Origin of the sequence: Curvibacter sp. PAE-UM, assembly GCF_001432305.1 — a bacterium.
Classification (GTDB): domain Bacteria; phylum Pseudomonadota; class Gammaproteobacteria; order Burkholderiales; family Burkholderiaceae_C; genus Hylemonella.
This window is the reverse complement of sequence record NZ_KQ483358.1, coordinates 40,807-66,968: the sequence shown is the minus strand read 5'-3', so window position 1 is coordinate 66,968 and position 26,162 is coordinate 40,807. Positions and strand designations below refer to the sequence as shown.

29 protein-coding genes and 1 tRNA gene are annotated in these 26,162 nt (G+C 65.6%); 8 read left to right on the top strand and 22 right to left on the bottom strand.

Features of this window, described 5'->3' with window-relative positions:
- Nucleotides 1-17: 17 nt before the first annotated feature.
- The 3 genes from pilB to AO057_RS00310 all read right to left on the bottom strand — a co-directional run bounded on the left by pilB (nucleotide 18) and on the right by AO057_RS00310 (nucleotide 2,982).
- Nucleotides 18-1,754 carry a type IV-A pilus assembly ATPase PilB gene (gene pilB / locus AO057_RS00320; RefSeq protein ID WP_057673749.1) on the bottom strand — a complete coding sequence of 579 codons (1,737 nt, stop codon included), beginning with the start codon at nucleotides 1,752-1,754 and terminating at the stop codon, nucleotides 18-20.
- 197 nt (nucleotides 1,755-1,951) lie between these two features.
- Nucleotides 1,952-2,028 (bottom strand) — tRNA-Pro (locus AO057_RS00315).
- 24 nt (nucleotides 2,029-2,052) lie between these two features.
- Nucleotides 2,053-2,982, bottom strand: a complete 930-nt coding sequence (locus AO057_RS00310) for a polyprenyl synthetase family protein (RefSeq protein WP_205630052.1) — start codon at nucleotides 2,980-2,982, stop codon at nucleotides 2,053-2,055.
- A gap of 210 nt (nucleotides 2,983-3,192) precedes the next feature.
- Between AO057_RS00310 and rplU the strand changes: the two genes are divergently transcribed.
- From rplU to proB, 4 genes are all read left to right on the top strand, one after another.
- Entirely contained in the window at nucleotides 3,193-3,504 is a 312-nt protein-coding gene (gene rplU / locus AO057_RS17320) for a 50S ribosomal protein L21 (protein ID WP_082605348.1), read from the top strand.
- 12 nt (nucleotides 3,505-3,516) lie between these two features.
- On the top strand, nucleotides 3,517-3,774 hold the full coding sequence (gene rpmA, locus AO057_RS00300) for a 50S ribosomal protein L27 (protein WP_057673747.1): 258 nt from the start codon (nucleotides 3,517-3,519) through the stop codon (nucleotides 3,772-3,774).
- A gap of 140 nt (nucleotides 3,775-3,914) precedes the next feature.
- Nucleotides 3,915-4,991, top strand: coding sequence for an Obg family GTPase CgtA (gene cgtA, locus AO057_RS00295; protein ID WP_057673746.1), 1,077 nt, complete (start codon nucleotides 3,915-3,917; stop codon nucleotides 4,989-4,991).
- 127 nt (nucleotides 4,992-5,118) lie between these two features.
- Complete coding sequence (gene proB, locus AO057_RS00290) at nucleotides 5,119-6,255, top strand: glutamate 5-kinase (protein ID WP_057673745.1); 1,137 nt, start codon at nucleotides 5,119-5,121, stop codon at nucleotides 6,253-6,255.
- A gap of 151 nt (nucleotides 6,256-6,406) precedes the next feature.
- Here proB and AO057_RS00285 read toward each other — a convergent pair whose 3' ends face one another.
- Entirely contained in the window at nucleotides 6,407-7,054 is a 648-nt protein-coding gene (locus tag AO057_RS00285) for an RNA pyrophosphohydrolase (RefSeq protein ID WP_057673744.1), read from the bottom strand.
- A 92-nt stretch (nucleotides 7,055-7,146) separates the two neighbouring features.
- Here AO057_RS00285 and AO057_RS00280 point away from each other — a divergent pair, with 92 nt between their 5' ends.
- Nucleotides 7,147-8,892, top strand: a complete 1,746-nt coding sequence (locus AO057_RS00280) for a proline--tRNA ligase (protein ID WP_057673743.1) — start codon at nucleotides 7,147-7,149, stop codon at nucleotides 8,890-8,892.
- A 2-nt stretch (nucleotides 8,893-8,894) separates the two neighbouring features.
- Nucleotides 8,895-9,548, top strand: coding sequence for a lytic transglycosylase domain-containing protein (locus tag AO057_RS00275; protein ID WP_057673742.1), 654 nt, complete (start codon nucleotides 8,895-8,897; stop codon nucleotides 9,546-9,548).
- 69 nt (nucleotides 9,549-9,617) lie between these two features.
- Here AO057_RS00275 and grxD read toward each other — a convergent pair whose 3' ends face one another.
- The gene (gene grxD / locus AO057_RS00270; protein ID WP_057673741.1) at nucleotides 9,618-9,941 is read right to left on the bottom strand and encodes a Grx4 family monothiol glutaredoxin; all 324 of its coding nucleotides are present in this window, start codon (nucleotides 9,939-9,941) and stop codon (nucleotides 9,618-9,620) included.
- Nucleotides 9,942-10,014: 73 nt separating this feature from the next.
- Here grxD and AO057_RS00265 point away from each other — a divergent pair, with 73 nt between their 5' ends.
- Nucleotides 10,015-10,491 carry an FKBP-type peptidyl-prolyl cis-trans isomerase gene (locus AO057_RS00265; protein WP_057673740.1) on the top strand — a complete coding sequence of 159 codons (477 nt, stop codon included), beginning with the start codon at nucleotides 10,015-10,017 and terminating at the stop codon, nucleotides 10,489-10,491.
- Between the two features lie 22 nt (nucleotides 10,492-10,513).
- Here AO057_RS00265 and AO057_RS00260 read toward each other — a convergent pair whose 3' ends face one another.
- A complete protein-coding gene (locus AO057_RS00260; protein WP_057673739.1) occupies nucleotides 10,514-10,891 on the bottom strand; it encodes an MDR/zinc-dependent alcohol dehydrogenase-like family protein in 378 nt (125 codons plus the stop codon).
- 113 nt (nucleotides 10,892-11,004) lie between these two features.
- Between AO057_RS00260 and AO057_RS00255 the strand changes: the two genes are divergently transcribed.
- The gene (locus AO057_RS00255) at nucleotides 11,005-12,189 is read left to right on the top strand and encodes an alkane 1-monooxygenase (protein WP_057673738.1); all 1,185 of its coding nucleotides are present in this window, start codon (nucleotides 11,005-11,007) and stop codon (nucleotides 12,187-12,189) included.
- A 23-nt stretch (nucleotides 12,190-12,212) separates the two neighbouring features.
- Here AO057_RS00255 and ureG read toward each other — a convergent pair whose 3' ends face one another.
- From ureG to urtB, 16 genes are all read right to left on the bottom strand, one after another.
- The gene (ureG, locus tag AO057_RS00250) at nucleotides 12,213-12,875 is read right to left on the bottom strand and encodes an urease accessory protein UreG (RefSeq protein ID WP_057673737.1); all 663 of its coding nucleotides are present in this window, start codon (nucleotides 12,873-12,875) and stop codon (nucleotides 12,213-12,215) included.
- A 5-nt stretch (nucleotides 12,876-12,880) separates the two neighbouring features.
- A complete protein-coding gene (locus AO057_RS00245; RefSeq protein WP_057673736.1) occupies nucleotides 12,881-13,591 on the bottom strand; it encodes an urease accessory protein UreF in 711 nt (236 codons plus the stop codon).
- On the bottom strand, nucleotides 13,563-14,177 hold the full coding sequence (gene ureE / locus AO057_RS00240) for an urease accessory protein UreE (protein WP_057673735.1): 615 nt from the start codon (nucleotides 14,175-14,177) through the stop codon (nucleotides 13,563-13,565). Before ureE ends, AO057_RS00245 begins: the two co-directional genes overlap by 29 nt.
- 7 nt (nucleotides 14,178-14,184) lie before the next feature.
- On the bottom strand, nucleotides 14,185-15,903 hold the full coding sequence (ureC, locus tag AO057_RS00235) for an urease subunit alpha (RefSeq protein WP_057673734.1): 1,719 nt from the start codon (nucleotides 15,901-15,903) through the stop codon (nucleotides 14,185-14,187).
- Nucleotides 15,904-15,905: 2 nt separating this feature from the next.
- Nucleotides 15,906-16,211, bottom strand: a complete 306-nt coding sequence (locus tag AO057_RS00230; protein WP_057677111.1) for an urease subunit beta — start codon at nucleotides 16,209-16,211, stop codon at nucleotides 15,906-15,908.
- A 22-nt stretch (nucleotides 16,212-16,233) separates the two neighbouring features.
- Nucleotides 16,234-16,398 (bottom strand): hypothetical protein, encoded by a 165-nt coding sequence (locus AO057_RS17650; RefSeq protein WP_156404439.1) that lies wholly within the window; start codon nucleotides 16,396-16,398, stop codon nucleotides 16,234-16,236.
- A gap of 9 nt (nucleotides 16,399-16,407) precedes the next feature.
- Nucleotides 16,408-16,710 (bottom strand): urease subunit gamma, encoded by a 303-nt coding sequence (locus AO057_RS00225; RefSeq protein ID WP_057673733.1) that lies wholly within the window; start codon nucleotides 16,708-16,710, stop codon nucleotides 16,408-16,410.
- A gap of 226 nt (nucleotides 16,711-16,936) precedes the next feature.
- Complete coding sequence (locus AO057_RS00220; protein ID WP_057673732.1) at nucleotides 16,937-18,538, bottom strand: nitric oxide reductase activation protein NorD; 1,602 nt, start codon at nucleotides 18,536-18,538, stop codon at nucleotides 16,937-16,939.
- A complete protein-coding gene (locus tag AO057_RS00215; RefSeq protein ID WP_371258258.1) occupies nucleotides 18,522-19,346 on the bottom strand; it encodes a CbbQ/NirQ/NorQ/GpvN family protein in 825 nt (274 codons plus the stop codon). The genes AO057_RS00220 and AO057_RS00215 overlap by 17 nt, the downstream gene beginning before the upstream one ends.
- Before the next feature lie 11 nt (nucleotides 19,347-19,357).
- The gene (locus AO057_RS00210) at nucleotides 19,358-20,395 is read right to left on the bottom strand and encodes an aliphatic amidase (protein ID WP_057673731.1); all 1,038 of its coding nucleotides are present in this window, start codon (nucleotides 20,393-20,395) and stop codon (nucleotides 19,358-19,360) included.
- Nucleotides 20,396-20,893: 498 nt separating this feature from the next.
- Nucleotides 20,894-21,244, bottom strand: a complete 351-nt coding sequence (locus AO057_RS17315; protein ID WP_082605346.1) for an FmdB family zinc ribbon protein — start codon at nucleotides 21,242-21,244, stop codon at nucleotides 20,894-20,896.
- A gap of 13 nt (nucleotides 21,245-21,257) precedes the next feature.
- On the bottom strand, nucleotides 21,258-22,490 hold the full coding sequence (fmdA, locus tag AO057_RS00205) for a formamidase (protein WP_057673730.1): 1,233 nt from the start codon (nucleotides 22,488-22,490) through the stop codon (nucleotides 21,258-21,260).
- A gap of 43 nt (nucleotides 22,491-22,533) precedes the next feature.
- A complete protein-coding gene (gene urtE, locus AO057_RS00200) occupies nucleotides 22,534-23,223 on the bottom strand; it encodes an urea ABC transporter ATP-binding subunit UrtE (protein WP_057673729.1) in 690 nt (229 codons plus the stop codon).
- A gap of 20 nt (nucleotides 23,224-23,243) precedes the next feature.
- Nucleotides 23,244-23,987 (bottom strand): urea ABC transporter ATP-binding protein UrtD, encoded by a 744-nt coding sequence (gene urtD / locus AO057_RS00195; RefSeq protein WP_057673728.1) that lies wholly within the window; start codon nucleotides 23,985-23,987, stop codon nucleotides 23,244-23,246.
- Between the two features lie 22 nt (nucleotides 23,988-24,009).
- Nucleotides 24,010-25,212, bottom strand: a complete 1,203-nt coding sequence (gene urtC, locus AO057_RS00190; RefSeq protein ID WP_057673727.1) for an urea ABC transporter permease subunit UrtC — start codon at nucleotides 25,210-25,212, stop codon at nucleotides 24,010-24,012.
- 28 nt (nucleotides 25,213-25,240) lie between these two features.
- Complete coding sequence (urtB, locus tag AO057_RS00185) at nucleotides 25,241-26,155, bottom strand: urea ABC transporter permease subunit UrtB (RefSeq protein ID WP_057673726.1); 915 nt, start codon at nucleotides 26,153-26,155, stop codon at nucleotides 25,241-25,243.
- Nucleotides 26,156-26,162: the final 7 nt, after the last annotated feature.

The window sequence follows — 26,162 nt, the reverse complement described above, 5'->3', positions numbered from 1 at the left end:
CCTGAAGCTCCCGTTTGTTATTCGTTGGTGACGGCCAGGACTTCTTCGAGCGAAGTCAGGCCCTGCTTGACCTTGTGCAGGCCGGAAAGGCGCAGCGAGCGCACGCCCTCGGCCTGCGCCTGCTTGGCGATTTCCAGGGCGGAGCCATCGCGCAGGATGATGCGCTGCAGCTCCTCGGTGATCGGCATGACCTGGTAGATGCCCACGCGTCCCTTGTAGCCATTGTTGCAGGCGGAACAGCCGACCGGGCGGTAGTTGATCCAGGAACCGTCCAGTTCGTCCGGCTGGAAGCCGGCATCGAGCATCGTCTTCTTGGGAATCTCGGCCGGCGCCTTGCAGTTCGGGCACAGGCGGCGCGCCAGACGCTGTGCCGTGATCAGGATCACGCTGGAGGCAATGTTGAACGGGGCGATCCCCATATTGCGCATGCGCGTGAGGGTGGTGGGCGCGTCATTGGTGTGCAGCGTGGACAACACCAGGTGGCCGGTCTGGGCGGCCTTGATGGCGATGTCGGCAGTCTCCAGGTCGCGGATTTCGCCGACCATGATGATGTCGGGATCCTGGCGCAGGAAAGACTTGAGCGCGGCGGCGAAGGTCAGGCCGGCCTTGTCGTTGACGTTGACCTGGTTCACACCCGGCAGGTTGATTTCGGACGGGTCCTCGGCCGTGGCGATGTTCACCCCCGGCTTGTTCAGCAGATTCAGACAGGTGTACAGCGACACCGTCTTGCCCGAGCCGGTGGGGCCGGTGACCAGGATCATCCCGTAGGGACGGCTGATGGCCTTGAGCAGCCGTTCTTTTTCTTCCGGTTCGTAGCCCAGCGCATCGATGCCCAGCTTGGCGCTGTTCGGGTCCAGGATACGGATCACGATCTTTTCACCGAACAGCGTGGGCAGCGTGCTGACCCGGAAATCGATGACGCGTTCGGGGCCGACCTTGAGCTTCATCTTGCCGTCTTGCGGCACCCGCTTCTCGGAGATGTCCATCTTCGAGATGACCTTGATGCGCGAGGCCAGCTTGTCCTTGATGGCCACGGGCGGCGAGGCGATCTCGCGCAGTTCGCCGTCGATGCGGAAACGCACACGGTAGTTGTGCTCGTAGGGCTCGAAATGCAGGTCCGAAGCGCGCATGCCGATGGCATCGATCAGCATCTTGTGCAGGAACTTGACGACCGGCGCGTCGTCCACCTCGGAAGTGGCGGACTCGGCGCTGTCGCTCACGGCCTCGGTCGTGAACTCGTCGAATTCGATATCACCACCGACGATGTTGTCGATGGCTTCCGAGGCCGAGGTGGCGTGGACTTCCACCAGCTTGAGCAGCTTGTCATATTCCGCAATGACCCAGTCCACGCCCATCTGGCTGGCAAACTTGATCTTTTCTGCGGCGGCCTGATCAGAGGGGTCGGCCGTGGCGACCACCAGCCGGTTGGTGCGCTTGCCCAGGACCACCACGCGGTAGTCATGGCAGATCTTGGGGTCCAGCAGTTCCTTGGGCAGGCGTTGTGTGTCGACGGCATCCAGGTCGATCAGCGGGGCGGCGAATGCCGCCGACATGGTGTGGGCCAGATCCGCTGCGGAAACGGCTCCCGAACCCGTGAGTTCGGCGATGAAACTGGTGCGGTTGCTGGACGCCTTGCGGAAGAGCTCCTCGGCCGACTTCTGCTCCAGCTTGCCAGCCAGAATCAGGGCGCGCCCCAGTCCGGGCAGGGCAACGGGAGCATTTTCGCGGTGGATGGCGGTATCTACGGCGGCCATGGACTGTGGTTTTCGAAATTCCGGGGGTGAGGAAACCCACGGATCATCGCCGATTGCCCGGCTGATGTAAACGAAAGCACGGCGCCATTTTGCAAGCAGACGTAGCGGCGCAACATGGAAAAGATGCAGCGGGAAAGCCTTGCCGGGTTACCCAGGGGGATACCCGCGCCCGTCGGGGCTGGAGCAAGGCAAGTGATTGGTCGGAATGAGAGGATTCGAACCTCCGACCCCTTCGTCCCGAACGAAGTGCGCTACCAGGCTGCGCTACATTCCGATGTCCCGAACTGCCGGGTGGGCGTCACGACTGACGCGCCAACAGCTGAGATGCCAATTGTATCAAACTGGCGGCATGGGGCCCGGCGGGCAGGCGCTGCGCGGCCGCAACGGCGCGCTCGGCTTCACGGGCCGCAGCCTGGCGTGACACGTCCAGGGCGCCGGTGCGCCGCACGATGGCGATCACCTGGTCCAGCTCCGCCACGGAGCCGTGTTCGATGGCGTCGCGGATCAGCTTGCGTTCGGGGTCGGTGCCGCGCTGCATGGCGGCGATCAGCGGCAAGGTCGCCTTGCCCTCGCGCAAATCGTCCCCCAGGCTCTTGCCCATCACTGTGGCATCGCCCGCGTAGTCCAGCACATCGTCGATGACCTGGAAGGCCGTGCCCAGGGCCTGGCCGTATTCGGCGCAGGCATCTTCCAGCGGGGTCTCTGCACCTGCCAGGATGGCGCCGCAGCGGGCGCTGGCCTCGAACAGCTTGGCCGTCTTGGAACGTATGACCTGCAGGTAACCGGCCTCGTCCAGGTCGGCGTTGTGCATGTTCATGAGCTGTTGCACCTCGCCTTCGGCGATGACGTTGGTGGCGTCGGCCAGCACCTGCATGATGCGCATGCTTTGTGCGTCCACCATCATCTGGAAGGCGCGGGAATAGAGGAAGTCGCCGACCAGCACGCTGGCCGGGTTGCCGTAGGTCTCATTGGCCGTGGCGTTGCCGCGGCGCAGGGTGGAATCATCCACCACGTCGTCGTGCAGCAGGGTGGCCGTGTGGATGAACTCGACCACGGCTGCCAGGTTGTAGCGCTGTTCACCACGGTAGCCCAGGGCGCCGCAGGCCAGCAGCAGCAGGGCCGGGCGCAGGCGCTTGCCGCCGGCGCTGATGATGTAGCGCGCCACCTGGCCCACCAGGGGGACCCCGGAATCCAGCTTTTCGGCAATGACACGGTCCACCTCCCGCATGTCGTCGGTTATCAGGGCAAGCGGGGAGGCGGGGTGGGGGGCGTTCACGGGTGGGATGGGGGTAAACCGGTGCGGGATGGCCCGATTATAGGAAGATGCCCCTCCGCCCTTGGCGGCTCCCGGGATGGCCATGTCAGTGAGTGCAAGCCGTGCTACAATATTCGGCTCTGCGGAAATCCGTCTGCAGAGGCTCAATTCAAGAGGTCATTCATGTACGCGGTCATAAAAACCGGTGGCAAACAGTATCGTGTTGCTGCTGGCGAAAAAATTAAAGTAGAACAGATTGCTGCGGACGTAGGCCAGGAGATCGTCATCGACCAGGTTCTGGCAGTCGGCAACGGCGCTGAACTCAAGGTCGGTACACCCCTGGTGTCCGGCGCGACTGTCAAAGCCACGGTCGTGGCTCACGGCAAGCACGACAAGGTTCGCATCTTCAAGATGCGCCGTCGCAAGCACTATCAGAAACGTCAAGGGCACCGCCAGCAGTTCACCGAACTGCAAATCGGCGCCATCTCCGCATAAGGAGCAAGAGACATGGCACAGAAAAAAGGCGGCGGCTCTACGCGAAACGGGCGCGATTCGCAGCCCAAGATGCTCGGCGTGAAGGCCTTCGGTGGCCAGCAGGTCAGCGCCGGTTCCATCATCGTGCGCCAGCGTGGCACCAAGTTCCATCCCGGCACCAATGTCGGCATCGGCAAGGACCACACCCTGTTTGCACTGGTCGACGGCCAGGTGTCGTTTGCCATCAAGGGCGAACTCAACAAGCACACGGTGAACATCACCGCTGCTTGAGGCTCCACTGGCTCCCGCACGAAACCCTGCGCCTCAAGCGCAGGGTTTTTGTTTTCAGCCCACCGTGTTTGACTTGCGCATCGCGAAGTTAGCCTGTAACGCAAGCCGCCAGCGGCTTGTCATCTGGGAGAATCATTCTCATGAAGTTCGTTGACGAAGCCTTTATCGACATCGCCGCCGGCGATGGGGGGAACGGCTGCGTCTCGTTCCGGCATGAGAAGTACAAGGAGTTTGGCGGCCCCAACGGCGGCGATGGTGGCCGTGGTGGTCACGTCTTTGCGGTGGCCGACCCCAACCTCAACACCCTGGTCGATTTCCGCTTTACCCGTCGTTTCGATGCCAGGCGCGGTCAGCACGGCATGGGCTCGGACATGTTCGGCGCCGCCGGCGAGGACATCACGCTCAAGATGCCCGTGGGCACCATCATCACCGACGCCGAGACCGGTGAGGTGCTCTACGAGCTGCTGACACCGGGCGAGGTCATCACCATCGCCAAGGGCGGCGACGGCGGCTTCGGCAACATGCGCTTCAAGAGCGCCATCAACCGTGCCCCGCGCCAGAAGACGCCGGGCTGGCCGGGTGAGAAGAAGAACCTGAAGCTCGAGCTCAAGGTGCTGGCCGACGTCGGCCTGCTGGGCCTGCCCAATGCCGGCAAGTCCACCCTGATCACGGCCATCTCCAACGCCCGTCCGCGCATTGCCGACTATCCCTTCACCACCCTGCATCCCAACCTGGGCGTGGTGCGTGTGGGCCCCGAGCAGAGTTTCGTGGTGGCCGACCTGCCGGGCCTGATCGAGGGGGCTTCCGAAGGCGCCGGCCTCGGTCACCTGTTCCTGCGCCATCTGCAGCGCACCCGCCTGCTGCTGCATGTGGTGGACCTCGCGCCCTTCGATGACAACGCCGACCCCGTGGCCCAGGCCAAGGGCATCGTGGCCGAGCTCAAGAAGTACGACGCGGGGCTGTACGAGAAGCCGCGCTGGCTGGTGCTCAACAAGCTGGACATGATCCCGCTCGACGAGCGCGAGGCTCGCGTCAACGATTTCATCAAGCGCATGAAGTACAAAGGTCCGGTGTTCCAGATCTCGGCGCTCACGCACGAAGGTTGCGACCACCTGGTCAAGACTGTCTACAAGCAGGTCAAGATCCAGCAGGTGGCCGAGCAGCCCCCCGTGGCCGAGGTCGATCCACGCTTCAAGGACATGCCGGACGAATCGTGATCGTCCACGCTCGTTACTGCGTGGGCTGCGCTGCCCCCTGAGAGGGCGAGTCCGCCTTGGGGCGAACTAGAATCCCCGGATTGCCTCTATCGCTGCCGATACCCCTCGTGCAGCTGCTGCCCTCAACATGAATCAGAAATCCGCGACAGCTGTCATGCGCGCCGCCCGGCGCATCGTGGTCAAGGTCGGCTCCAGCCTCGTCACCAACGAAGGGCGTGGGCTGGACGAAGCCGCCATCGAGGAGTGGAGCCGCCAGATTTCCGTCCTCATTCGTGAGGGGCGCGAGGTCATCATGGTTTCCAGCGGCGCCATCGCCGAAGGCATGAAGCGCCTGGGTTGGACCAGCCGTCCCAAGGAAATTCACGAATTGCAGGCCGCCGCTGCCGTCGGCCAGATGGGCCTGGCACAGATGTACGAGACGCGCCTGCGTGCGCATGGCCTGGGCAGCGCCCAGGTGTTGCTCACGCATGCCGACCTGGCCGATCGCGAGCGCTACCTCAATGCCCGCTCCACCCTGCTGACCCTGATCCAGCTGGGCGTGGTGCCGGTCATCAACGAAAACGACACCGTGGTCACGGACGAAATCAAGTTCGGCGACAACGACACCCTGGGTGCCCTGGTGGCCAATCTGGTCGAGGCCGATGCCCTCATCATCCTGACCGACCAGAAGGGCCTGTACACGGCCGACCCGCGCAAGGATCCGGCCGCAAAGTTTGTACATGAAGCGAATGCCGGCGACCCGGCCCTCGAGGCCATGGCGGGTGGCGCTGGCTCCAGCCTGGGCAAGGGCGGCATGATCACCAAGATCCTGGCGGCCAAGCGCGCTGCCGGCTCCGGGGCATCAACGGTGATCGCCTGGGGCCGCGAGCCTGATGCGCTGGTGCGCCTGGTGCAGGGCGAATCCATCGGTACCCTGCTGGTGGCGCAGACCGCCAAGACCCAGGCACGCAAACAGTGGATGGCCGACCATCTGCAGCTGCGCGGTGCCGTGGTGGTGGATGCCGGAGCGGCACGCAAGCTGGTGGAAGAGGGCAAGAGCCTGCTGCCCATCGGCATGACGGCCGTGGAAGGCGAGTTTTCCCGAGGCGAGGTGATCGCCGTGCGCGACGAACAGGGCGCCGAGATCGCCCGCGGCCTGGCCAACTACGCCAGTTCCGAGGCGCGTCTGCTGTGCCGCAAGCCCTCGGGCGAGTTCGAGAAACTGCTGGGCTACATCGCCGAGCCCGAGATGGTGCATAGGGACAACCTGGTCCTCATGCGCTGAAACTGGCGAATAAACCTACTGCGCGACCCGATCGCTGCGTTGGGCGGTACTCGGAATCCTCACGTACCCCAAGTACGTTCCGGTTCCTGCGCTCCGTCCGCCTTGCGCTCGGGCCGCTCGCTACGGTTTCTTCGCAAGTTTCGTTGCCGGCCTATTGCCCCTGCGGTTCCGTGCGATCCTTGCTGGCTTGATCCGATTGCGGGTCGGGGTCAAAGCTGGCGCCGGGCGGCAGTTCCATGCCGTGACCGTCGACCGTCGAAACGTGGTGCAGGTGATCGCCCTCGCGCGGGCGATGGCCCTGGCGCAGGAAACGGTTGCGCTGGTCGTTGCGGGGCAGGAAACGCGCCAGTTCGGTCAACGCCATTTCGTAGACGCCGCGCTTGAACTCCACCACCATGTCCAGCGGCACCCAGTACTCGTTCCAGCGCCAGGCGTCGAACTCGGGGTGGTCGGTGGCACGCAGGTTCAGGTGCCAGTCCTGGCCCGTCAGCTGCAGCAGGAACCAGATCTGCTTCTGGCCCTTGTAGTGGCCACGTGCTTCGCGTCGGATGTAGCGATCCGGCACCTCGTAGCGCAACCAGTCGCGGGTCCGGGCCACGATGCGCACGTGCTCGGGCTGGAGCCCGACTTCTTCATGCAGCTCGCGGAACATGGCCTGTTCCGGGGTTTCGCCCCGGTCGATGCCACCCTGCGGAAACTGCCACGAGTGGGTGCGTATGCGTTTGCCCCAGAAAACCTGATTCTTCTGGTTGAGCAGGATGATGCCGACATTGGGCCGAAAGCCGTCCCGGTCAAGCATAATCAAACCCCAAATTTTGAACTGTTTCCATTATGCACGGCACTTGCCGCGCATCAAGGGAATCAGCCTGCATCCGTCAGAAAAAGCACGCCATGAAAGCCTCCCAATTTCTCATCTCCACCCTCAAGGAAGCACCGGCCGACGCCGAGGTGGTGAGCCACAAGCTCATGATGCGCGCCGGCATGATCAAGAAGCTGGGCGCCGGCATCTACAACTACATGCCCATGGGCCTGCGCGTGATCCGCAAGGTGGAGGCCATCGTGCGCGAGGAGATGAACCGCGCCGGCGCCGTGGAGCTCACCATGCCTGTGGTGCAGCCCGCCGAGCTGTGGCAGGAGACGGGCCGCTTTGCCAAGATGGGCCCCGAGCTGCTGCGCATCAAGGACAGGCACGACCGCGACTTCGTCATCCAGCCCACCAGCGAAGAGGTGGTGACCGACATCGCGCGCCAGGAGATCAAGAGCTACAAACAGCTACCCAAGAACCTGTACCAGATCCAGACCAAGTTCCGCGACGAGCGCCGTCCGCGTTTCGGCCTGATGCGCGGGCGCGAGTTCATCATGAAGGACGCCTACAGCTTCGACCGTAACCAGGTCGCGGCCAAGGCCAGCTACCAGGTCATGGCCCAGGCCTATCGCAAGATCTTCGACCGTTTCGGCCTCACCTACCGTGCCGTGGCCGCCGACAGCGGTGCCATCGGTGGTGATCTGAGCGAGGAATTCCAGGTGATCGCCGCCACGGGCGAGGACGCCATCGTCTACTGCCCGGGCAGCGAGTACGCGGCCAATATCGAGAAGGCCGAGGCCCTGGCGCCGCAACAGCCCCGTCCGGCCGCCGGCCAGGCCATGCAGAAAGTGGCCACGCCGGGCAAGAGCACCTGCGCCGAGGTGGCCGAACTGCTGGGCCTGCCGCTGGCGCGCACGGTCAAATCCATCGTGCTGGCCACCGACGAGATCACCGACAAGGAAGAAATCGGCAAGACCACGGTCTGGCTGCTGCTGCTGCGCGGCGACCACGACATGAACGAAGTCAAAGTCGGCAAGCTGCCGGGCATGGAAGGCGGCTTCCGCTTCGCCACCGAGGCCGAGATCCTGGAACACTTCGGCAGCAAGCCCGGTTACCTGGGCCCGGTCGGCCTGAAGAAGCCGCTGCATGTGGTGGCCGACCGCGAGGTGGCGGTGATGGCCGACTGGGTCTGCGGCGCCAACGAAGCGGGTTTCCACAGCACGGGCGTCAACTGGGGCCGCGACCTGCCTGAGCCCGATCTCGTGGCAGACATCCGCAACGTGGTGGCCGGTGACTTGTCGCCCGACGGCAAGGGCGCGCTGTCCATCGAGCGCGGTATCGAGGTGGGCCATGTGTTCTACCTGGGCACCAAGTACAGCCGCGCCATGAACGCCACCTTCCTCGACGAGAACGGCAAGCCACAGTTCATGGAGATGGGCTGCTACGGCATCGGCATCACGCGCCTGCCGGCCGCCGCCATCGAGCAGAACCACGACGACAAGGGCATCATCTGGCCCGACAGCATCGCCCCCTTCACGGTGGTGATCTGCCCCATCAACCCGGACCGCAGCCCCGAAGTGAAAGCGGCCTCCGAGCAACTCTATGCCGAGTGCATGGCCGCCGGCATCGACGTGCTCCTGGACGACCGCGGCGAGCGCCCCGGCGCCATGTTTGCCGACTGGGAGCTGATCGGCGTGCCGCACCGCGTCACCATCGGTGACCGCACGCTCAAGGAAGGCAAGGTCGAGTACCAGCATCGTCGTGACGCGGCCGCCACCCAGCTGCCGCTGGCGGACATGGCCGCTATGCTGAAATCCAGGCTCGGCGCCTGACGATGACGGGTCCGGCCATGCAGCGGCGCACGGGGCTGCGGGCCCTGCTGGCGATAAGCGCGGGCCTGGCCCTGCCGCCGCTGGCACGCGCTGGCGGCCAGATCGAAGAACCGCTGGCCGACTCCGTGCGCACGGCCCTGGGCGCGGCCATCGCCAACAGGGCGCCGCCGGTGCCCGAATTCACCGATACCGAGGCCCGCCTGGCCTACCTGCGCTGGCTCGGTGCCATGAGCGAGCGCCTGCGCAAGAAGAAGGCGGAGTGGCCCGAGCGCCGTGATTTCCTGCAGACCGTCTGGTACGAAAGCAAGCGCGCCGGCCTGGACACGGCGCTGGTGCTGGGCCTGATCCAGGTCGAAAGCAACTTCCGCAAGTTTGCCGTTTCCGGCGTGGGCGCACGGGGGTATATGCAGGTCATGCCCTTCTGGTCGCGCCTGATCGGCGACGGTGACGTGGGCAAGCTGTTCCATATGCAGACCAATCTGCGTTTTGGCTGCGTCATCCTGCGCCATTACCTGGAGCGTGAGCGCGGCGATCTTTTCATGGCCCTGGGGCGTTACAACGGCTCGCGCGGCAAGTCCCCTTACCCGAACGCCGTCCTCGCCGCGCAGCGCTCCTGGCAGTACCGCGACGAGCCTGCGGTGCCGGTGGCACGCTGAGCGGCGCGGGCGTGAAAAAACCACCGGCAGCCCAGGGCTGGCGGTGGCTTGATCTGGAAACGGGCTGGTTCAGGCCTGGGTGCCCAGCACCTTCTGCAGTTCGCCGTTTTCGTACATCTCCATCATGATGTCGGAGCCGCCGATGAACTCGCCCTTCACGTAGAGCTGGGGGATGGTGGGCCAGTTGCTGTATTCCTTGATGCCCTGGCGGATGCCGTCGTCTTCCAGCACGTTGACGGTCTTCACGGCCTTGGGGTCCACGCCGCAGGCCTTGAGGATCTGGATGGCGCGGCCGGAAAAACCGCACTGGGGGAAGCTGGCGTTGCCTTTCATGAAAAGGAGCACGTCGCTCTGTTTGACGAGGTCGTCGATGCGTTGCTGGGCGTCGCTCATATTTCGGTATCCTTGAAGTCGAATACCGCAATTATTTCATTTTTGGCCCCCGGCCGCAGAACCCCTACTCATCATGAAGATCACCAAAGACACCGCCGTCACCATCCGCTACCGCATCAGCGACGCCACGGGCAAGCTGCTGGAGGACGGCAAGGAGCCCAATGCCTACCTGCACGGCGGCTACGGCAACACCTTCCCCAAGGTGGAAGAGGCGCTGGAGGGCCGTGAAGCCGGTTACCAGGCCAGCCTGGAACTGCAGCCGGCCGACGCCTTCGGCGAGCGCAACGAGGCCCTGGTGCAGGTCATCCCCAAGACCCAGTTCCCGCCCGGGGTCAAGGTCGGCGGCCAGCTCGAAGGCCGGGGCGAGGACGGCCACACCCATGTCTTCACCGTGGTCAAGATCAAGGGCCCCGAGGTGCACCTGGACGGCAACCACCCCCTGGCCGGCAAGGCCTTGCGCCTGAATGTCACCGTGGTGGACGTGCGTGCCGCCAGCGCAGAGGAAATCGCCCACGGTCATGTGCACGGAGCGCACGGCCACCATCATTGAGTGGCGGCTGGGGCCGCCCGGCTCAATAACCCGTCTTGCGGCCCTGGATCACGGGCAGCGCGTCCTGACTGATCAGGGCCCAGATCACGCGCACGATGGTTTCCGAGGCGATCACCGTGTGCGCGTTCTTGGCGGCCACCAGCTTGTCGCGCAGTTCGCGGCGCACTTCGGGTATGCCGGTGAGATCGAAGATCACATCGATCCGGTTACCCAGTGCCACGATGTCGTCCAGCGACTTGATCGCAATGCCGGATTTGACCGCGAGTTGACGACCGGGTGTGTCGGCCGCCTCGGCAGCGCAGACCAGCTCGATGCCCTGGCTGCGTTTTTGCAGCATCTGGCTCAGGAAGGCCGAACCGATGCGGCCCAGGCCGATGATGGCGATGCGTTGCTGTTCCAAGGGTTGTCCTTTCGGGGGGGTGTTGTGCGGTGCGGCAAGGTGCAAGACATGCTAGCCCGGCGGGCGAGACCACCCCATAATGGTTATCACCAAGGCCACCGGGAAGTTTTCACATGCCCCAGGTTTATGTCGCAGACGATCCGCAGCTGGGCCGCGTCGAATACCGCGACCGCAAGCGCGCCTGGTGGCTGCTGTCGGTGGTCTATCCCCTGCTGCCCTTTACGGGCATGGCCCTGCAGGCCTGGACCGGCGCGCAGATCGCCCTCGGCCTGCCCCTGCTCATCAGCTATGGCCTCATGCCGCTGCTGGACTATCTACTGGGCGAGGACGAGAACAACCCGCCCGAGGCCGTGGTGCCCCAGCTGGAGCAGGACCGTTATTACCGCTGGCTGACCTGGGCCACCGTGCCCCTGCACTTCGTCGCCCTGATCGGCTGCGCCTGGTGGGTGGGCACGCAGGATCTTTCATGGTGGGCCGTGCTCATGCTGGCCTACATCGCCGGCACCGACTCGGGCCTGGGCATCAACACCGGCCACGAGCTAGGCCACAAGTACACCCGCATCGAACAGTGGCTGGCGCGCCTGGTGCTGGCCGTGCCGGCCTACGGCCACTTCACCGTGGAACATGGCCGCGGCCACCACCGCTGGGTCTCCACACCCGAAGACCACGCCAGCGCCCGCATGGGCGAGAACATCTACCGTTTTGCCCTGCGCGAACTGCCCGGCGGCATCCGCCGCGCTTGGTCGCTGGAGAAGGAACGTCTGCAGAAGGACGGCCGCAGCGCCTGGAGCCTGCACAACACCATGCTGCAGTCCTACGCCGTCACGGCCGTGCTGCAGCTGGGGCTCATTGCCGCCTGGGGCTGGATCATGCTGCCCTTCCTGGCCCTGCACAACGTGGTGGCCTGGTGGCAGCTGACCTCGGCCAACTACGTGGAGCACTACGGCCTGCTGCGCGATCGCCTGCCGAGCGGGGCCTACGAAACTCCGCAACCCCACCACTCCTGGAACGCCAACCACCTGGTCACCAATCTGGCGCTGTTCCACCTGCAGCGCCATTCCGACCACCATGCCCATCCTTCACGGCGCTACCAGTCCTTGCGTGATTTTCCGGACCTGCCGCAATTGCCCAGTGGCTACTTCGGCATGTTCCCGCTGGCCTATGTGCCGCCGTTGTGGTTCAGGGTGATGGACCCGCGCCTGCTGGCCCTGCCGCATGTGCGGGGAGACCTGGGCAAGGTCAACATCGACCCGGCACGGCGCGAAGAGATCGTCGCACGGTATGGAAATGCCTACTGATCCGTATCGACGGACGCCGCTGCTCAGGCCTTCAGCAAGCCGCGTGTCTCGATGAACTTCACCACCTCGTCCACGCCCGTCAGCGTTTTGAGGTTGGTCATCACGAAAGGCTTGAGCCCCTGTGCGTTGGTGCGCATGCGCTCGGTGTCGGCCTTCATCACGTCCAGGTTCGCGCCCACGTAGGGTGCGAGGTCGGTCTTGTTGATCACGAAGAGGTCGCTCTTGGTGATGCCGGGGCCGCCCTTGCGCGGGATCTTCTCACCCGCGGCCACGTCGATCACGTAGATGGTCAGGTCGCTGAGCTCGGGGCTGAAGGTGGCAGCCAGGTTGTCGCCGCCGCTTTCGATGAACACCACGTCGGCATTGGGGAAGTCCACCAGCATGCGGTCGATGGCTTCGAGGTTGATTGACGCGTCTTCGCGGATGGCAGTGTGCGGGCAGCCGCCCGTTTCCACACCCATGATGCGTTCGGCCGGCAGCGCGCCGCTGACGGTCAGTAGGCGCTGGTCTTCCTTGGTGTAGATGTCGTTGGTGATGGCGACCAGGTCGTATTGGTCGCGCATGGCCTTGCACAGCATTTCGAGCAGGGTGGTCTTGCCCGAGCCGACGGGGCCGCCGATGCCCACGCGCAGAGGGGGCAGGGGTTTGCTGCGGTTCTTGATGTGGTGCAGGGAAGGTGCGTTCATGGTGTTCAGGAGCGGAAGAGGCGCGAATATTGGGTTTCGTGCCGGCTGGAGAGGATGGCCAGCATGGGGCTGAAGGCCTGGCGGTCTTCGTCGTGCAGGGCCAGGGCGTGCTCGACGGCGACGGGAATCTCGGTGGCCAGGCGTGCCAGGATGCGCTGGCCCGAGGTCTGGCCCAGGGGCACGGCCTTGAGCGCGGCCTGCATCATGTTCTCGGCCCAGCCGAAGGCGTAACTCAGCAGCACGTCGCGTTCGCCCGCGCCGCTGCCGGCGGCGGTGAGCGCGAACAGCACGGGGTAACTTGGTTCCAGCGCGGCGGCAAAGTCCAGGGTGGCGGGGCTGGCCAGGGGCAGGTTGCGCAGCCACTCGCGCAGGGAGCGGCCCATCTGCTCGGTTTGCAGGCGCAGCTCGGCGGTCTCGCGGGTCTGCAGCAGCCAGGCGTTGAGGGCGCGCACGCGCGCATGGTCACCCTTGCGCCAGGCGATCAGGGCCTGGGCGATCACGGGGAGGTCGGCGCGCGCCAGGGTCAGGTGCAGCTGCTGCACCAGCCACTCGGCGGCCGTGATCTCGTCACGCACGTGGCAGGCATCGACCGCGGCCTCCATGCCTTCGGAATAGGAGAAGCCCCCCACGGGCAGGGCTGGCGAGGCCAGCCAGATCAGCTGCAGCAGGCTGGAGGGCGACAGCGGTTCAGTGAGGGTGTTTGTGCGCATGTCCATGGGCGTCTCCATGGTCGTGGCCGCAATCGGGACCGTGTTCATGACCCGGGTCGTGCGGGTGTTCGTGGGCATGTGCGTGCTCATGACCGTGACCGTGTTCATGCGCGTGGCCATGATCGTGGCCTTGGCCGCCCGCGCTGTAGGCCCCGCCTTCGGGTTCGAAGGCCTCCTGCGCCTCGATCACGGTCAGGTGCATGGCGCGCAGCATGTCGGCCAGCACGTGGTCGGGTTCGATCTTCAGGTGGTCGGGCTTGAGCTCGATGGGCACGTGGCGGTTGCCCAGGTGGTAGGCCGCGCGCGTCAGGTCGAAGGGGGAGCCGTGCTGGGTGCAGGTCGTGATGCGCAGCACCGCCTGGGGCGCAGCGATCACGCGGATGAGTGAACCATCTTCGGCCACCAGCACATCGCCCCCGCGCACCAGGGTGCCGCGCGGCAGGAAGATGCCGAGCTCACGGCCCAGGGAGTCGGTGGCGGCAAAACGGCTTTTCTGGCGCACGTCCCAGTCGAGCTCGACGGAGGAGGCACGCTTGAGGAGCACGGGGGCCAGGCCCTGGCCTTGGGGGATCAGTTTGGAAGCGGTAAGCATGCCGAAATTAGAACAGGAAGTAGCGCTGTGCCATGGGCAGCCGGGTGGCGGGCTCGCAGGTCAGCAGCTGGCCGTCGGCGCGTACCTGGTAAGTCTGCGCGTCCACTTCCATGGTCGGCACGTAGTGGTTGTGGATCATGTGGCGTTTGCTCACGCCGCGGATGTTTTTCACGGCGGCCAGCTGCTTGCCCAGGCCGTAGCGTCGGCCCACGTCGGCGGCCAGGGCTGCTTGCGAGACGAAGGTCAGCGAGGTCTGGCGCAGCGCGCCGCCGTAGGCGCCGAACATGGGCCGGTAGTGCACGGGCTGGGGCGTGGGGATGCTGGCGTTGGGGTCACCCATGGCCGCGAAGGCGATGAAGCCGCCTTTGAGGATGAGAGCGGGCTTGACGCCGAAGAAAGCCGGTTTCCAGATCACCAGGTCGGCCCACTTGCCCGGGGCGATGCTGCCCACCTCGTGGCTGATGCCGTGGGCGATGGCCGGGTTGATGGTGTATTTGGCGATGTAGCGCTTGACGCGGAAGTTGTCGTTGCGCCCGCCGTCTTCTTCCAGCCGGCCGCGCTGGGCCTTCATCTTGTGCGCGGTCTGCCAGGTGCGGATGATGACCTCGCCCACGCGGCCCATGGCCTGGCTGTCGCTGCTCATCATGCTGATGGCGCCCAGGTCGTGCAGGATGTCCTCGGCCGCGATGGTCTCCTTGCGGATGCGGCTTTCGGCAAAGGCCAGGTCCTCGGCGATGGCCGGGTCCAGGTGGTGGCAGACCATGAGCATGTCCACGTGCTCGTCCAGCGTGTTCACGGTGTAGGGCATGGTGGGGTTGGTGGAGCTGGGCAGGAAGTTGGCCTGGCCCACCACCTTCAGGATGTCGGGTGCATGGCCGCCGCCCGCGCCCTCGGTGTGGAAGGCGCAGATGCCGCGACCGTTCACTGCCGCGATGGTGTTCTCGACAAATCCCGATTCGTTGAGCGTGTCGGAGTGGATGGCCACCTGCGTGTCCGTGGCCTCGGCCACGTTGAGGCAGTTGTCGATGGCCGAGGGCGTGGTGCCCCAGTCCTCGTGCAGCTTCAGGCCGATCACGCCGGCGTCGATCTGCTCGTGCAGCGCGGCCGGCAGGCTGGCGTTGCCCTTGCCCAGGAAACCCAGGTTCATGGGAAAGGCGTCGGCCGCCTGCAGCATGCGCTCGATGTTCCAGGGGCCGGGGGTGCAGGTGGTGGCCAGGGTGCCGGTGGCCGGGCCCGTGCCGCCGCCCAGCATGGTGGTCACGCCGCTGCACAGCGCTTCCTCGATCTGTTGCGGCGCGATGAAGTGGATGTGGCTGTCGATGCCGCCGGCCGTGACGATATTGCCTTCGCAGCTGATGATCTCGGTGCCGGGGCCGATGATGACGTCGACGCCGGGCTGCGTGTCGGGGTTGCCGGCCTTGCCGATGGCGGCGATGCGCCCGTCCTTCAAACCGATATCGGCCTTGACGATGCCCCAGTGGTCGATGATGAGCGCATTGGTCAGCACGGTATCCATCGCCCCCTCGGCGCGTGTGCGCTGCGATTGCGCCATGCCGTCACGTATGGTCTTGCCTCCGCCGAACTTCACTTCCTCGCCGTAGCCGCCGGCACGCAGGGTGTAGTCCTGCTCGACTTCGATGATGAGATCCGTGTCGGCCAGGCGCACGCGGTCGCCCGCGGTGGGGCCGAACATCTCGGCGTAAGCGCGTTTGGTGATGAAGGACATGATCAGAGTTTTCCTTGCACCAGGGCTCGAAAGCCGTAGACCTTGCGCTCGCCGGCGTAGTCCACCAGCTCCACCGTGCGCTGCTGGCCGGGCTCGAAGCGCACCGCGGTGCCGCTGGCGATGTTCAGGCGCATGCCGCGTGCGGCCGTGCGGTCGAAGTCCAGTGCACCGTTGGTCTCGGCAAAGTGGTAGTGCGAGCCGACCTGGATGGGGCGGTCGGCGGTGTTCTTCACCACCAGGGTCAGCGTGCGCCGGTCCGCGTTGAGCGTGTGCGCGCCGTCGTCGATCAGCAGTTCGCCGGGGATCAGGGCGGGGGCCATGGATGCGACCTTATTTGCGCAGGTGCCAGATCACCATGACGGCCAGCGCGCCGAAGACGACAAAGCCCCAGAGGTCCGTGGCGTGCCAGTGCGTGCCGGCGGCGCCGTGGCCGTCGTGGGCCAGCGCGGCGCTGCTGATGAGAACAGAGGTGAGGGCGGTGCAGAGCGTGCGCATGGTGCTTCCTTAAACAATGGGTTGGTGCACGGTGACGAGCTTGGTGCCGTCGGGGAAGGTGGCTTCGACCTGGATGTCGGGGATCATCTCGGCGATGCCCTCCATCACGTCGCCGCGCTTGAGCAGGGTGCGGCCCTCGCTCATGAGCTGGGCCACGCTCTTGCCGTCGCGTGCGCCTTCCATCACCGCGGCGCTGATGTAGGCCATGGCTTCAGGGTAGTTGAGCTTGAGGCCGCGCGCCATACGCCGTTCGGCTAACAGCGCGGCGGTGAAGATCAGCAGCTTGTCTTTTTCACGGGGAGTGAGTTCCATATTGCTTCGTTTCAAACAGACCGTGCGGCCGCGAAGGCCGGCCGAACGCGGGGAGTGAGTTCCATGGTCGTGCTGTCTTGTGTCTTGAATTGCTCATGACCATGCAATAGCCGTGCCGCGTCGGCCGTCCGGCCAGCTGCCCTGGATCGTGCATCCGGCCCCAGTCTTCGCCTGTTCATGGTGCAAATCAGATCGGAATAGCACCAGTCAGGGGCAATCTTGGGTTCTAGGCGCATGAAAAACGTGCGTGCAAGGCGGCCAGCTGGCGTGGCAGCTGGTCGGGTGTTTCGGCGATCCGGTAGTTCCCTGCGCCGAAAATCCGGCGCGCATAAGCGGCTGCGCCGGCGTCCACGGCCAGGCCGCAGACCGGCAGGCCCAGGCGGGCGGCATCCTGCACGGCGGCCCGCGCATCCTCGACCAGGTAGCGCGCGTCGTGCACGTCCACGTCGGCCGGTGCGCCGTCGGTCAGCACCAGCAGGGCACGCCGTTCGGCCGGCTCGGCGGCCAGCAGCGCGCAGGCGTGGCGCAGGGCCGTGCCCAGGCGGGTGGACCAGGCGGCCTGTTGTGCCTGCAGCCGGGCTGCGGCCTGTGCGCCCAGCGGTTCACCGAAGTCGAGCAGGCGGTGGTAGCGTACCTGCGCGCGTGTGTCCGAGCAGAAACCGTGCAGGGCAATGCGTTCGCCGGCGCCTTGCGCCGAGCGCGCCAGCAGCAGGGCGGCCTCCTGCTCCACTTGCAGCAGGCTGCGGGCCTGCCCGGCGGCGCGCTCACCGGTGGACAAAGAGAGGTCCAGCAGCACCAGCAGGCTCAGCGGCCGCGCCTGCGGGCCCGGCCGCTGGAAGATGCGGCCCGTGGGCGCGCGTTGCAGGCGCCGTTCAACTGCGGCTTCGATGGCCGCGTCCAGATCCAGCGTTTCGCCTTCCCACTGGCGGCGCAGGCGACGGCCGTGTTGGGGGCGGACCCGTTGCAGCGGCAGCAGCAGATGGTGTGCCGGCGGCGGTGCCGTCTGCGCTGCGGCCAGTGGGCGCAGCTCGTACAGCTGGCACCAGTCGGGGCGCAGCACGCCGCTGCGGTAGTCCCACTCGGGGTAGGCCAGGGCGGGCATGGTGGTCTCAAGGTTAGGCGTCGGGCCATCGGCGGGCGGTGCCTGCCCTCTGATCGGCGCGGGCAGGGGCTGGGCCTCGGTCTCGCGCGTGGCGCCGTGCTGCCAGAGGTAGCTGTTGTCGTCGCGGTAGGGCGCGGGCACGGCGTACAGGCGCGGGTCGAAGCGCACGCGCATCTGGCCCAGGTCGTTGGCCAGCACCGAGGCCAGGCGGCGAAAGGCCGTGTCGTCCTCCAGCCCGTGTTCGCGGCGCGCAGCGGCAAAGAGCGTGCGCGCCTTGTTGATCCAGTGGTTGCCGTCGGCGTAGTGCTCGTCGTGCAGCGCAAGCGCCAGGCGCGAGAACAGGGCGTTCACGCTCAGACCCTCGGGTTCCAGTACCTGGCGCAGCGGCGCGTCGAACCAGGTCCGCACGCCGGGCAGGGCGTGTGCCAGCAGCAGCTCCACGCGTGCGTCCTCCACGGCGCCGACCACAGCCAGGCCCAGGGGCTTGAGTGTGGCCGAGGGCTGGGCCGGCCGCGAGTACAGCAGGTGGGCGGCGGCATGGGCGACGGCCGCGCGCTGTTGTGGCGTGTCCAGCGCCGGCAGCAGCAGGTGCGTGGCGTTCACGATGGGACGCGCGGCGGCGGCATCGGGTGCGGCGGGTGCTTGCATTGCCACCTGCAGGCCACGACCGGCCAGCGCCTGCAGCAGCAGCGCCGGCGCAGCCAGGAGCTCAGGGGAAGCTGGCATCGACCAGGTCGCGCAAGGCCGCGGCCATATCGGGGTCGTCGGTCAGGGCGCGGGTCATGGTCATGTCGCAGCTGTCGCGCGGGTCCACGCCGTCGCGGATCAGCGTGCCGGCGTAGATCAGCATGCGCGTGGACGCGCCCTCGTCCAGGCCGCGTTCGCGCAGCGCGCGCGAGCGCCGCGCAATGCCCACCAGGCGCGCGGCCAGCTCCGGCGCGATGCCGGCCTCGTGCGCGACGATCTCGGTCTCCACGGCTTCGGGTGGGTAGTCGAACTCCAGCGCCGCGAAGCGCTGGCGCGTGGAAGGCTTCATGTCCTTGGCGCGGCTCTGGTACCCGGGGTTGTAGGAGACCACGAGCTGGAAGTCCGGGTGGGCCTGCACGAGCTCGCCCTTGCGGTCCAGCGGCAGCATGCGCCGCGCATCGGTCAGCGGGTGGATCACCACTGTGGTGTCCTGGCGCGCCTCCACCACCTCGTCCAGGTAGCAGATGCCGCCATGGCGCACCGCCAGGGTCAGCGGGCCGTCGTGCCAGGTGGTGCCGCGCTCGTCCAGCAGCCAGCGCCCCACCAGGTCGGAGGCACTCATGTCCTCGTTGCAGGCCAGGGTGACCAGCGGGCGACCGAGCTTCCAGGCCATGTATTCGACAAAACGCGTCTTGCCGCAGCCGGTCGGCCCCTTGAGCATCAGGGGCAGGCGGTGCGCGTAGGCGTGCTCGTAGAGCGCCCCCTCGCGCGCCGCCGGCCGGTAATACGGCGGCGTGCGCACGCGGTAATCGGCCAGCGGATCGGTGGCGTCCAGGTCGCGCTGCACGGTAGCCGGCCTCAGCGGTGTGTGGCCTGCACGTTGGGGATGCCCTCGATCGGGCATTCCGGCGTGCCCACCGTGCTGCGTGTGAAGGCCTCCACCTTCTTGCGCGTGCCTTCGGGGTCGCGGATCCACTCGCCGTAGAACTCATAGGGGCAGGCGGCCACACCCGTATCGCCTTCGCCCGAGTTGATCTTGCCCGTGTAGCCGCGATGCACCAGCTTGAAGAGGTGGTTCTCGCTCTGCCCGTTCTTGCGGAAGTCGCGGATCAGGCTCTTGGACAGCGCCGCGTACTGCACGCCGTATTCCTCCTCACCGCATTCGCCCAGCGTGCGGCCGTCGAAGCCGACGATGGCCGAATGGCCGAAGTAGCTGTAGACACCGTCCCAGCCCGCCGCGTTGGCCACGGCCACATAGGTGTTGTTGGCCCAGGCCATGGCCTTCGCCATGAGCACCTGCTGGTCCTTGGCCGGGTACATATAACCCTGGCAGCGCACGATGAGCTCGGCGCCCTTCATGGCGCAGTCACGCCAGATCTCGGGGTAGTTGCCGTCGTCGCAGATGATGAGACTGACCTTGAGACCCTTGGGGCCATCGGAGACATAGGTGCAGTTGCCCGGGTACCAGCCTTCGATCGGCACCCAGGGCATGATCTTGCGGTACTTCTGCACGATCTCGCCCTGGTCGTTCATGAGGATCAGCGTGTTGTACGGCGCCTTGTTCGGGTGCTCCTCGTGCCGCTCGCCCGTGAGCGAGAACACGCCCCACACTTTCGCCTTGCGGCAGGCCTCGGCAAAGATGGCGGTCTCGTCGCCGGGCACGGTGGCGGCGGTTTCGTACATCTCCTTGGCGTCGTACATGATGCCGTGGGTGCTGTACTCGGGAAAGATCACCAGGTCCATGCCGGGCAGGCCCCGCTTCATGCCGATCAGCATGTCGGCGATCTTGCGGGCATTGGCCAGCACTTCTGCCTTGGTGTGCAGGCGGGGCATCTTGTAGTTGACGACTGCGACGCCGACGGTGTCGTTGCTGCTTGATATATCTCCGTGGATCATTTGCTTACTCCTGATGACTTGGTGTGTTGCTTGAATAGTTGGTTTTGGAAGTTTTTCCTTCCACCCCCTATCCCCCCCGCCCCCTTCCCCCCCTCGCCAGGGCGGGAAGGGGGAGCCGATTTGGTGGTTGGCGGATGGATGCGCTTCTACGGGGGTGAGGTCGCCACCGCATGTAGGGCGCCTGCATTTCAGGCCAGCGGTCGTAGAGGCCGCATCGGGGTGTGCGCGCCCCCGGCTGGCAGCTGCGCGCCAGCGACCGAGCCATTGACTACGACCGTAGCCTCGAAATCTTGGAGAGAAGAGGCAGACCGCGACCTTGGCGCCGTAGAAGCCTAGCCGGCGCGCAGAAACAAAATCGGGCTCCCCCTTCCCGCCCTGGCGAGGGTGGGAAGGGGGCGGGGGGGGGTAGGGGGGGGGGGGGGGGGGGGGGGGGGGGGGGGGGGGGGGATAGGGGGTGGAAAGAAAAGCATCCATGAGAAGACGCCGGCACTCAAAAGATCAGTGACTAATCATCCAAGGCCGCTTCCCCGCAAACGACTTGCTCCCATCCGCCGCCGTCACGGTAGAGCCACGCTTGCCACTGGTCGAACAACAGCCACACCCCGCCGGATGCTTGAGCCGTCCATAAGACCCATCCCGCGAAGACCGCGGTGCATGAGAGGCACGCTCATTTGTCTCATAAGCCTTGCGCGTCTCGCCGCTCAGGCAGGCCAGCCGTGGCCCGGCCACGAACACGCGGGTGCTCACGGTGCCGCAGTCCGGGCAGCTGCAGGGTTCGTTGCGCTGCGCCAGGCTGCGCAGGGCCTCGAAGCCCCCGCAGTCCGGGCAGTCGTAGTCATAGGTAGGCATGCGGGGCTCCTGCTTACTTGACGTCTTGCGAGATCGGCATCTGGATGCTGCCGTCGATCATCTTCACCGGGCCGGCGGCCGTGGGGTTGATGTCGAAGTCGAAGATCTCGGTCGGCAGCCAGAGCGTGGCGCAGGCGTTGGGCACGTCCACCACGCCGCTGATGTGGCCCTGCACCGGCGCCGTGCCCAGGATGGAATAGGCCTGCGCGCCGCTGTAGCCGAACTTCTTGAGGTACTCGATGGCGTTCAGGCAGGCCTGGCGGTAGGCCACGTTGACGTCCAGGTAGTGCTGCTTGCCGGCCTCGTCCACCGAGATGCCTTCGAAGATCAGGTAGTCCTTGTAGTTGGGTGTGATGGGGCTGGGCTTGAAGATCGGGTTCTTGATGCCGTACTTGGCCATGCCGCCCTTGATCAGGCTCACACGCATGTGCACCCAGCCGGCCATCTCGATGGCGCCGCAGAAGGTGATCTCGCCGTCGCCCTGGCTGAAGTGCAGGTCGCCCACACTCAGGCCCGCGCCGTCCACGTAGACCGGGAAAAACACCTTGGAGCCGCGTGACAGGTCCTTGATGTCGCAGTTGCCGCCGTGCTCGCGCGGGGGCACGGTGCGCGCGCCTTCAGCCGCGACCTTCTTGGCCGCCTCGCCCGTGAGCTTGCCCAGGTGGGCGGTGGCGGCGAAGGGCGGGTTGGCCAGGCCGGGCACGCGGGTGGGGTCGGTGTCGATCAGTTCCTGCTCGCGCGCGTTCCAGGCATCGAGCATCTTCTTGTCGGGCAGGCAGCCGATCAGGCCAGGGTGGATCAGGCCGGCGTATTCGACACCGGGCACGTGGCGGCTCTTGGTGAACATGCCATTGAAGTCCCAGATGGACTTCTGTGCCAGGGGGAAGTGGTCGGTCAGGAAACCGCCGCCGTTTTTCTTGCTGAAGAAGCCGTTGAAGCCCCAGGGGCTCTCGTCCTTGGCGCCGATGTCCAGCAGGTCCACCACCAGCAGGTCGCCGGGCTGCGCACCCTTCACGCCCACGGGGCCGGTCAGGAAGTGGACGATGGACAGGTCGATATCACGCACGTCGTCGGCACTGTCGTTGTTCTTGATGAAACCGCCGGTCCAGTCGTAGGTTTCGAGGATGAAGTCCTCGCCGGGGTTGACCCAGGCCGCCATGGGAATGTCCGGGTGCCAGCGGTTGTGCACCTGGGGGTTGCTGTAGGCGGATTGCTTGAGGTCGACTTTGATGAGGGCTTCAGCCATGGTGCTACTCCTAAAGGTCAGGGTGAAAAAAATGGGGGAGGGGTCAGACGGAAAGGTAGGACTTGATGCGCTTCACATCGGTCTGGTCGCGCGCGGTCTCGTGCACCAGGCGGCCGCCTTCGATGACAAACAGGCGGTCGGCCACGTCCATGGCGAAGGACAGCACCTGTTCCGAGACGATGATGGTGATCTCGCGCAGCTTGCGGATCTCGTTGAGCGCCTTGGCGATGTCCTTGATGATGGAAGGCTGGATGCCTTCGGTCGGCTCGTCCAGCAGCAGCACCTTGGGGTCGGTCACCAGCGCGCGGGCAATCGCCAGCTGCTGCTGCTGCCCACCCGAGAGGTTGCCGCCCTTGCGCCGGCGCATGTCCCACAGCACCGGGAACAGCGCGTAGATCTCTTCCGGGATCTGCTTGGTTTTGGAGTTTTCCAGGCCGGTCTGGATGTTCTCCTCCACCGTGAGCGTGGGGAAGATCATGCGGCCCTGGGGCACGTAGGCGATGCCCTTGGCCACGCGGCGGTAGCTTTCGTCCTTCGAGACGTCCTGTCCGTCGACCAGGATCTGCCCGGACTTCAGTGGCAGCACGCCCATGAGGCTCTTGAACAGCGTGGTCTTGCCCATGCCGTTGCGGCCCATGATGGCGACGGTCTCGTTCTTGTTGCTTTCGAAAGAGATGCCGTGCAGGGCCTCGCTCTGGCCGTAGGCCGTGTACATGTCGGTGACTTTGAGCATGGTGTGTTACTCCTGTGATTTCAGTGGCCGAGGTAGACGTCGATCACCTTGGGGTCGGCCTGCACCGTGGCCATGGAGCCTTCGGCCAGGATCTTTCCCTGGTGCATCACGGTGACCTTGTGCGCGATCTGCTTGACGAACTCCATGTCGTGCTCGATCACGATCACCGAACGGTTCTTGCAGATGCGTTTGAGCAGCTCGGCGGTGAGCTCGCGCTCGCGTGCGCTCATGCCGGCGATGGGTTCGTCCAGCATCAGCAGCTCGGGGTCCTGCATGAGCAGCATGCCGATCTCCAGCCACTGCTTCTGCCCGTGCGAGAGCAGGCCGGCCTCTTTCTCCAGCGTGTCGGCCAGGCCGATCTCCTCGGCCACCACCTGCACCCGGGCCTTCACCTCGTCGGTGCACTTGAAACCCAGGGCGCCGAAGACCGAACGGCCCGTGGGGTAGGACACCTCCAGGTTCTGGAAGACGGACAGGTTCTCGTAGATGGACGGTGTCTGGAACTTGCGGCCGATGCCGCGGCGCACCCGGATGTGCTCGTCCAGCTTGGTCAGTTCCTCATTCTTGAACTTGATGCTGCCGCCGCTGGCCTTGGTCTTGCCGCAGATCAGGTCCAGCAGGGTGGTCTTGCCCGCACCGTTGGGGCCGATGATCACGCGCAGCTCGTTCTTGTCGATGTACAGCGTCAGGTTGTCGATGGCCTTGAAGCCGTCGAAGGAGACCGTGAGGTCTTCCACGGCCAGGGCGAAGTCGGTGTTGCTCATGGTTGTGCTCCTGTGGGGTGGGTCAGGCGCTCTGGCCGCTCACGGAGCCGGTCAGCGGGGGCGTGCGGCTCAGGCTGCCGGTCTGCGTGACCGGTGCATCGGAAGCCGCGTCGGCTTCCACCGCCTTGCGGATGGCCAGGCGCTCGGCCTGCTTGCGTTTCCACCAGGGCTTGACCTTCGTTTCCCAGACGCCGGCCAGGCCATCGGGGAAAGCCATGGTCACGCCGATGAAGAGCGAGGCCATCAGGAAGAGCCAGAGGTCGGGAAAGCTCTCGGAGAAGTAGGTCTTGCCGAAGTTCACCAGCAGGGTGCCGTAGACCGCGCCCACCAGGCTCATGCGCCCGCCCACCGCGGCGTAGATCACCATCTCGATCGAGGGCACGATGCCCACGAAGGACGGCGACATGAAACCCACCTGCAGCGTGAAGAGGGCACCGCCGATGCCGGAGAGGGCCGCCGCCAGGCAGAACACGAAGACCTTGAACATGGCCACGTCGTAGCCCGAGAAGCGCACGCGGTCTTCCTTGTCGCGCATGGCCAGCAGCAGGGTGCCCAGCTTGCTCTTCTGCACCCACAGGCACAGGGCGATGCTGCCCAGCAGCAGGAAGGTGCAGAGGTAGTAGAGGATGTACTTGGCGCTGTCGGTGCGCGTGTCCCAGCCCAGCACGGTCTTCAGGTCGGTCATGCCGTTGACACCGCCCGTGTAGCCCTGCTGGCCGATGATGAGCACCGTGAGGATCAGCGCCACCGCCTGCGTGATGATGGCGAAGTACACGCCGCCCACGCGGCGCTTGAACATGGCGTAACCGATGATGAAGGCCAGCAGCGTGGGCACGGCGATCACCGCGAAGAGCGCGAAGGGCAGGTACTCGAAGGGCTGCCACCACAGGGGCAAGGCCGTGAGCTGGTTCCAGTCCATGAAGTCCGGGATGCCGGGGGTGGACTGGATCTTGGTGGTGATCGGGTCCGAGGCCTCCAGCTTGAGGAACATGGCCATGGCGTAGCCGCCCAGGCCGAAGAACACGCCCTGGCCCAGGCTGAGCACACCGCCATAACCCCAGAGCATGACCAGGCCCAGGGCGACGAAACCGTAGGTCAGGTATTTGCCCACCAGGTTGAGACGGAAGATGTCGAAGATCAGCGGAAAGGCGACCAGCAGCAGCAGGGCGAGCGTGAGCACGCTGCCCAGGCCCCGCTGGGCTATCCATGTGGTGAATTTGTTCATGCTTGGACTCCTGGAATGAAAAGCGGGATCAGCGGCGCACCTTGCTGGCGAACAGGCCTTGCGGGCGGATCATCAGGATCACGACGATGATGGAAAGCGTCAGCACCTTGGCGTTCGAGCCGCTCATGAAGAACTCGCTGATCGACTGCGTCTGCGCGATGCCGAAGGCCGAGGCCACGGTGCCCAGCAGACTGGCCGCGCCGCCGAAGGTCACGACCAGGAAGGAGTCGACGATGTAGAGCGAGCCGCTGGTGGGGCCCGTGGAGCCGATGGTGGTGAAGGCAGCGCCGGCCACACCCGCGATGCCGCAGCCGATGGCGAAGGTCAGGCGGTCGGTCTTGCTGGTGTTGATGCCGATGGCGTTGGCCATGGTGCGGTTGCTCACCGTGGCACGCACCCGCAGGCCCCAGCGGCTCTTGTAGAGCGCCAGCAGCACGCCGCAGGTCACGAAGGTGGTCAGGCCCAGCACGAAGAGGCCGTTGATCGGGATGTCCAGGCCCTCATGCGGCGACCAGGAGCCCATGAGCCAGTCGGGCAGCGTGGGGCTCACTTCCTTGGGGCCGATGGCGGTGCGGAAGACCTGCTGGATCGCCAGGCTCAGGCCCCAGGTGGCCAAGAGCGTGTCCAGCGGGCGCTTGTAGAGAAAACGGATCAGGCCCCACTCCACCAGCCAGCCGGCGATGAAGGCCAGGCAGAAGGCCACCGCGATGGCGACCAGGAAGTAGTAGGGCATCAGATTGGGGGCGAACTTCTCCACCAGCGTGGAGAAGAGGAAGACCGTGTAGGCCCCGATGGTCATGAACTCGCCATGCGCCATGTTGATCACGCCCATCTGGCCGAAGATGATGGCCAGGCCCAGGCCCATGAGCAAAAGGACCGAGAACAGGCTCAGTCCGGCGAAGCCCTGCATGAGGGTGATGTCGACGATTTCCTTGAATTCCATGGCGTCA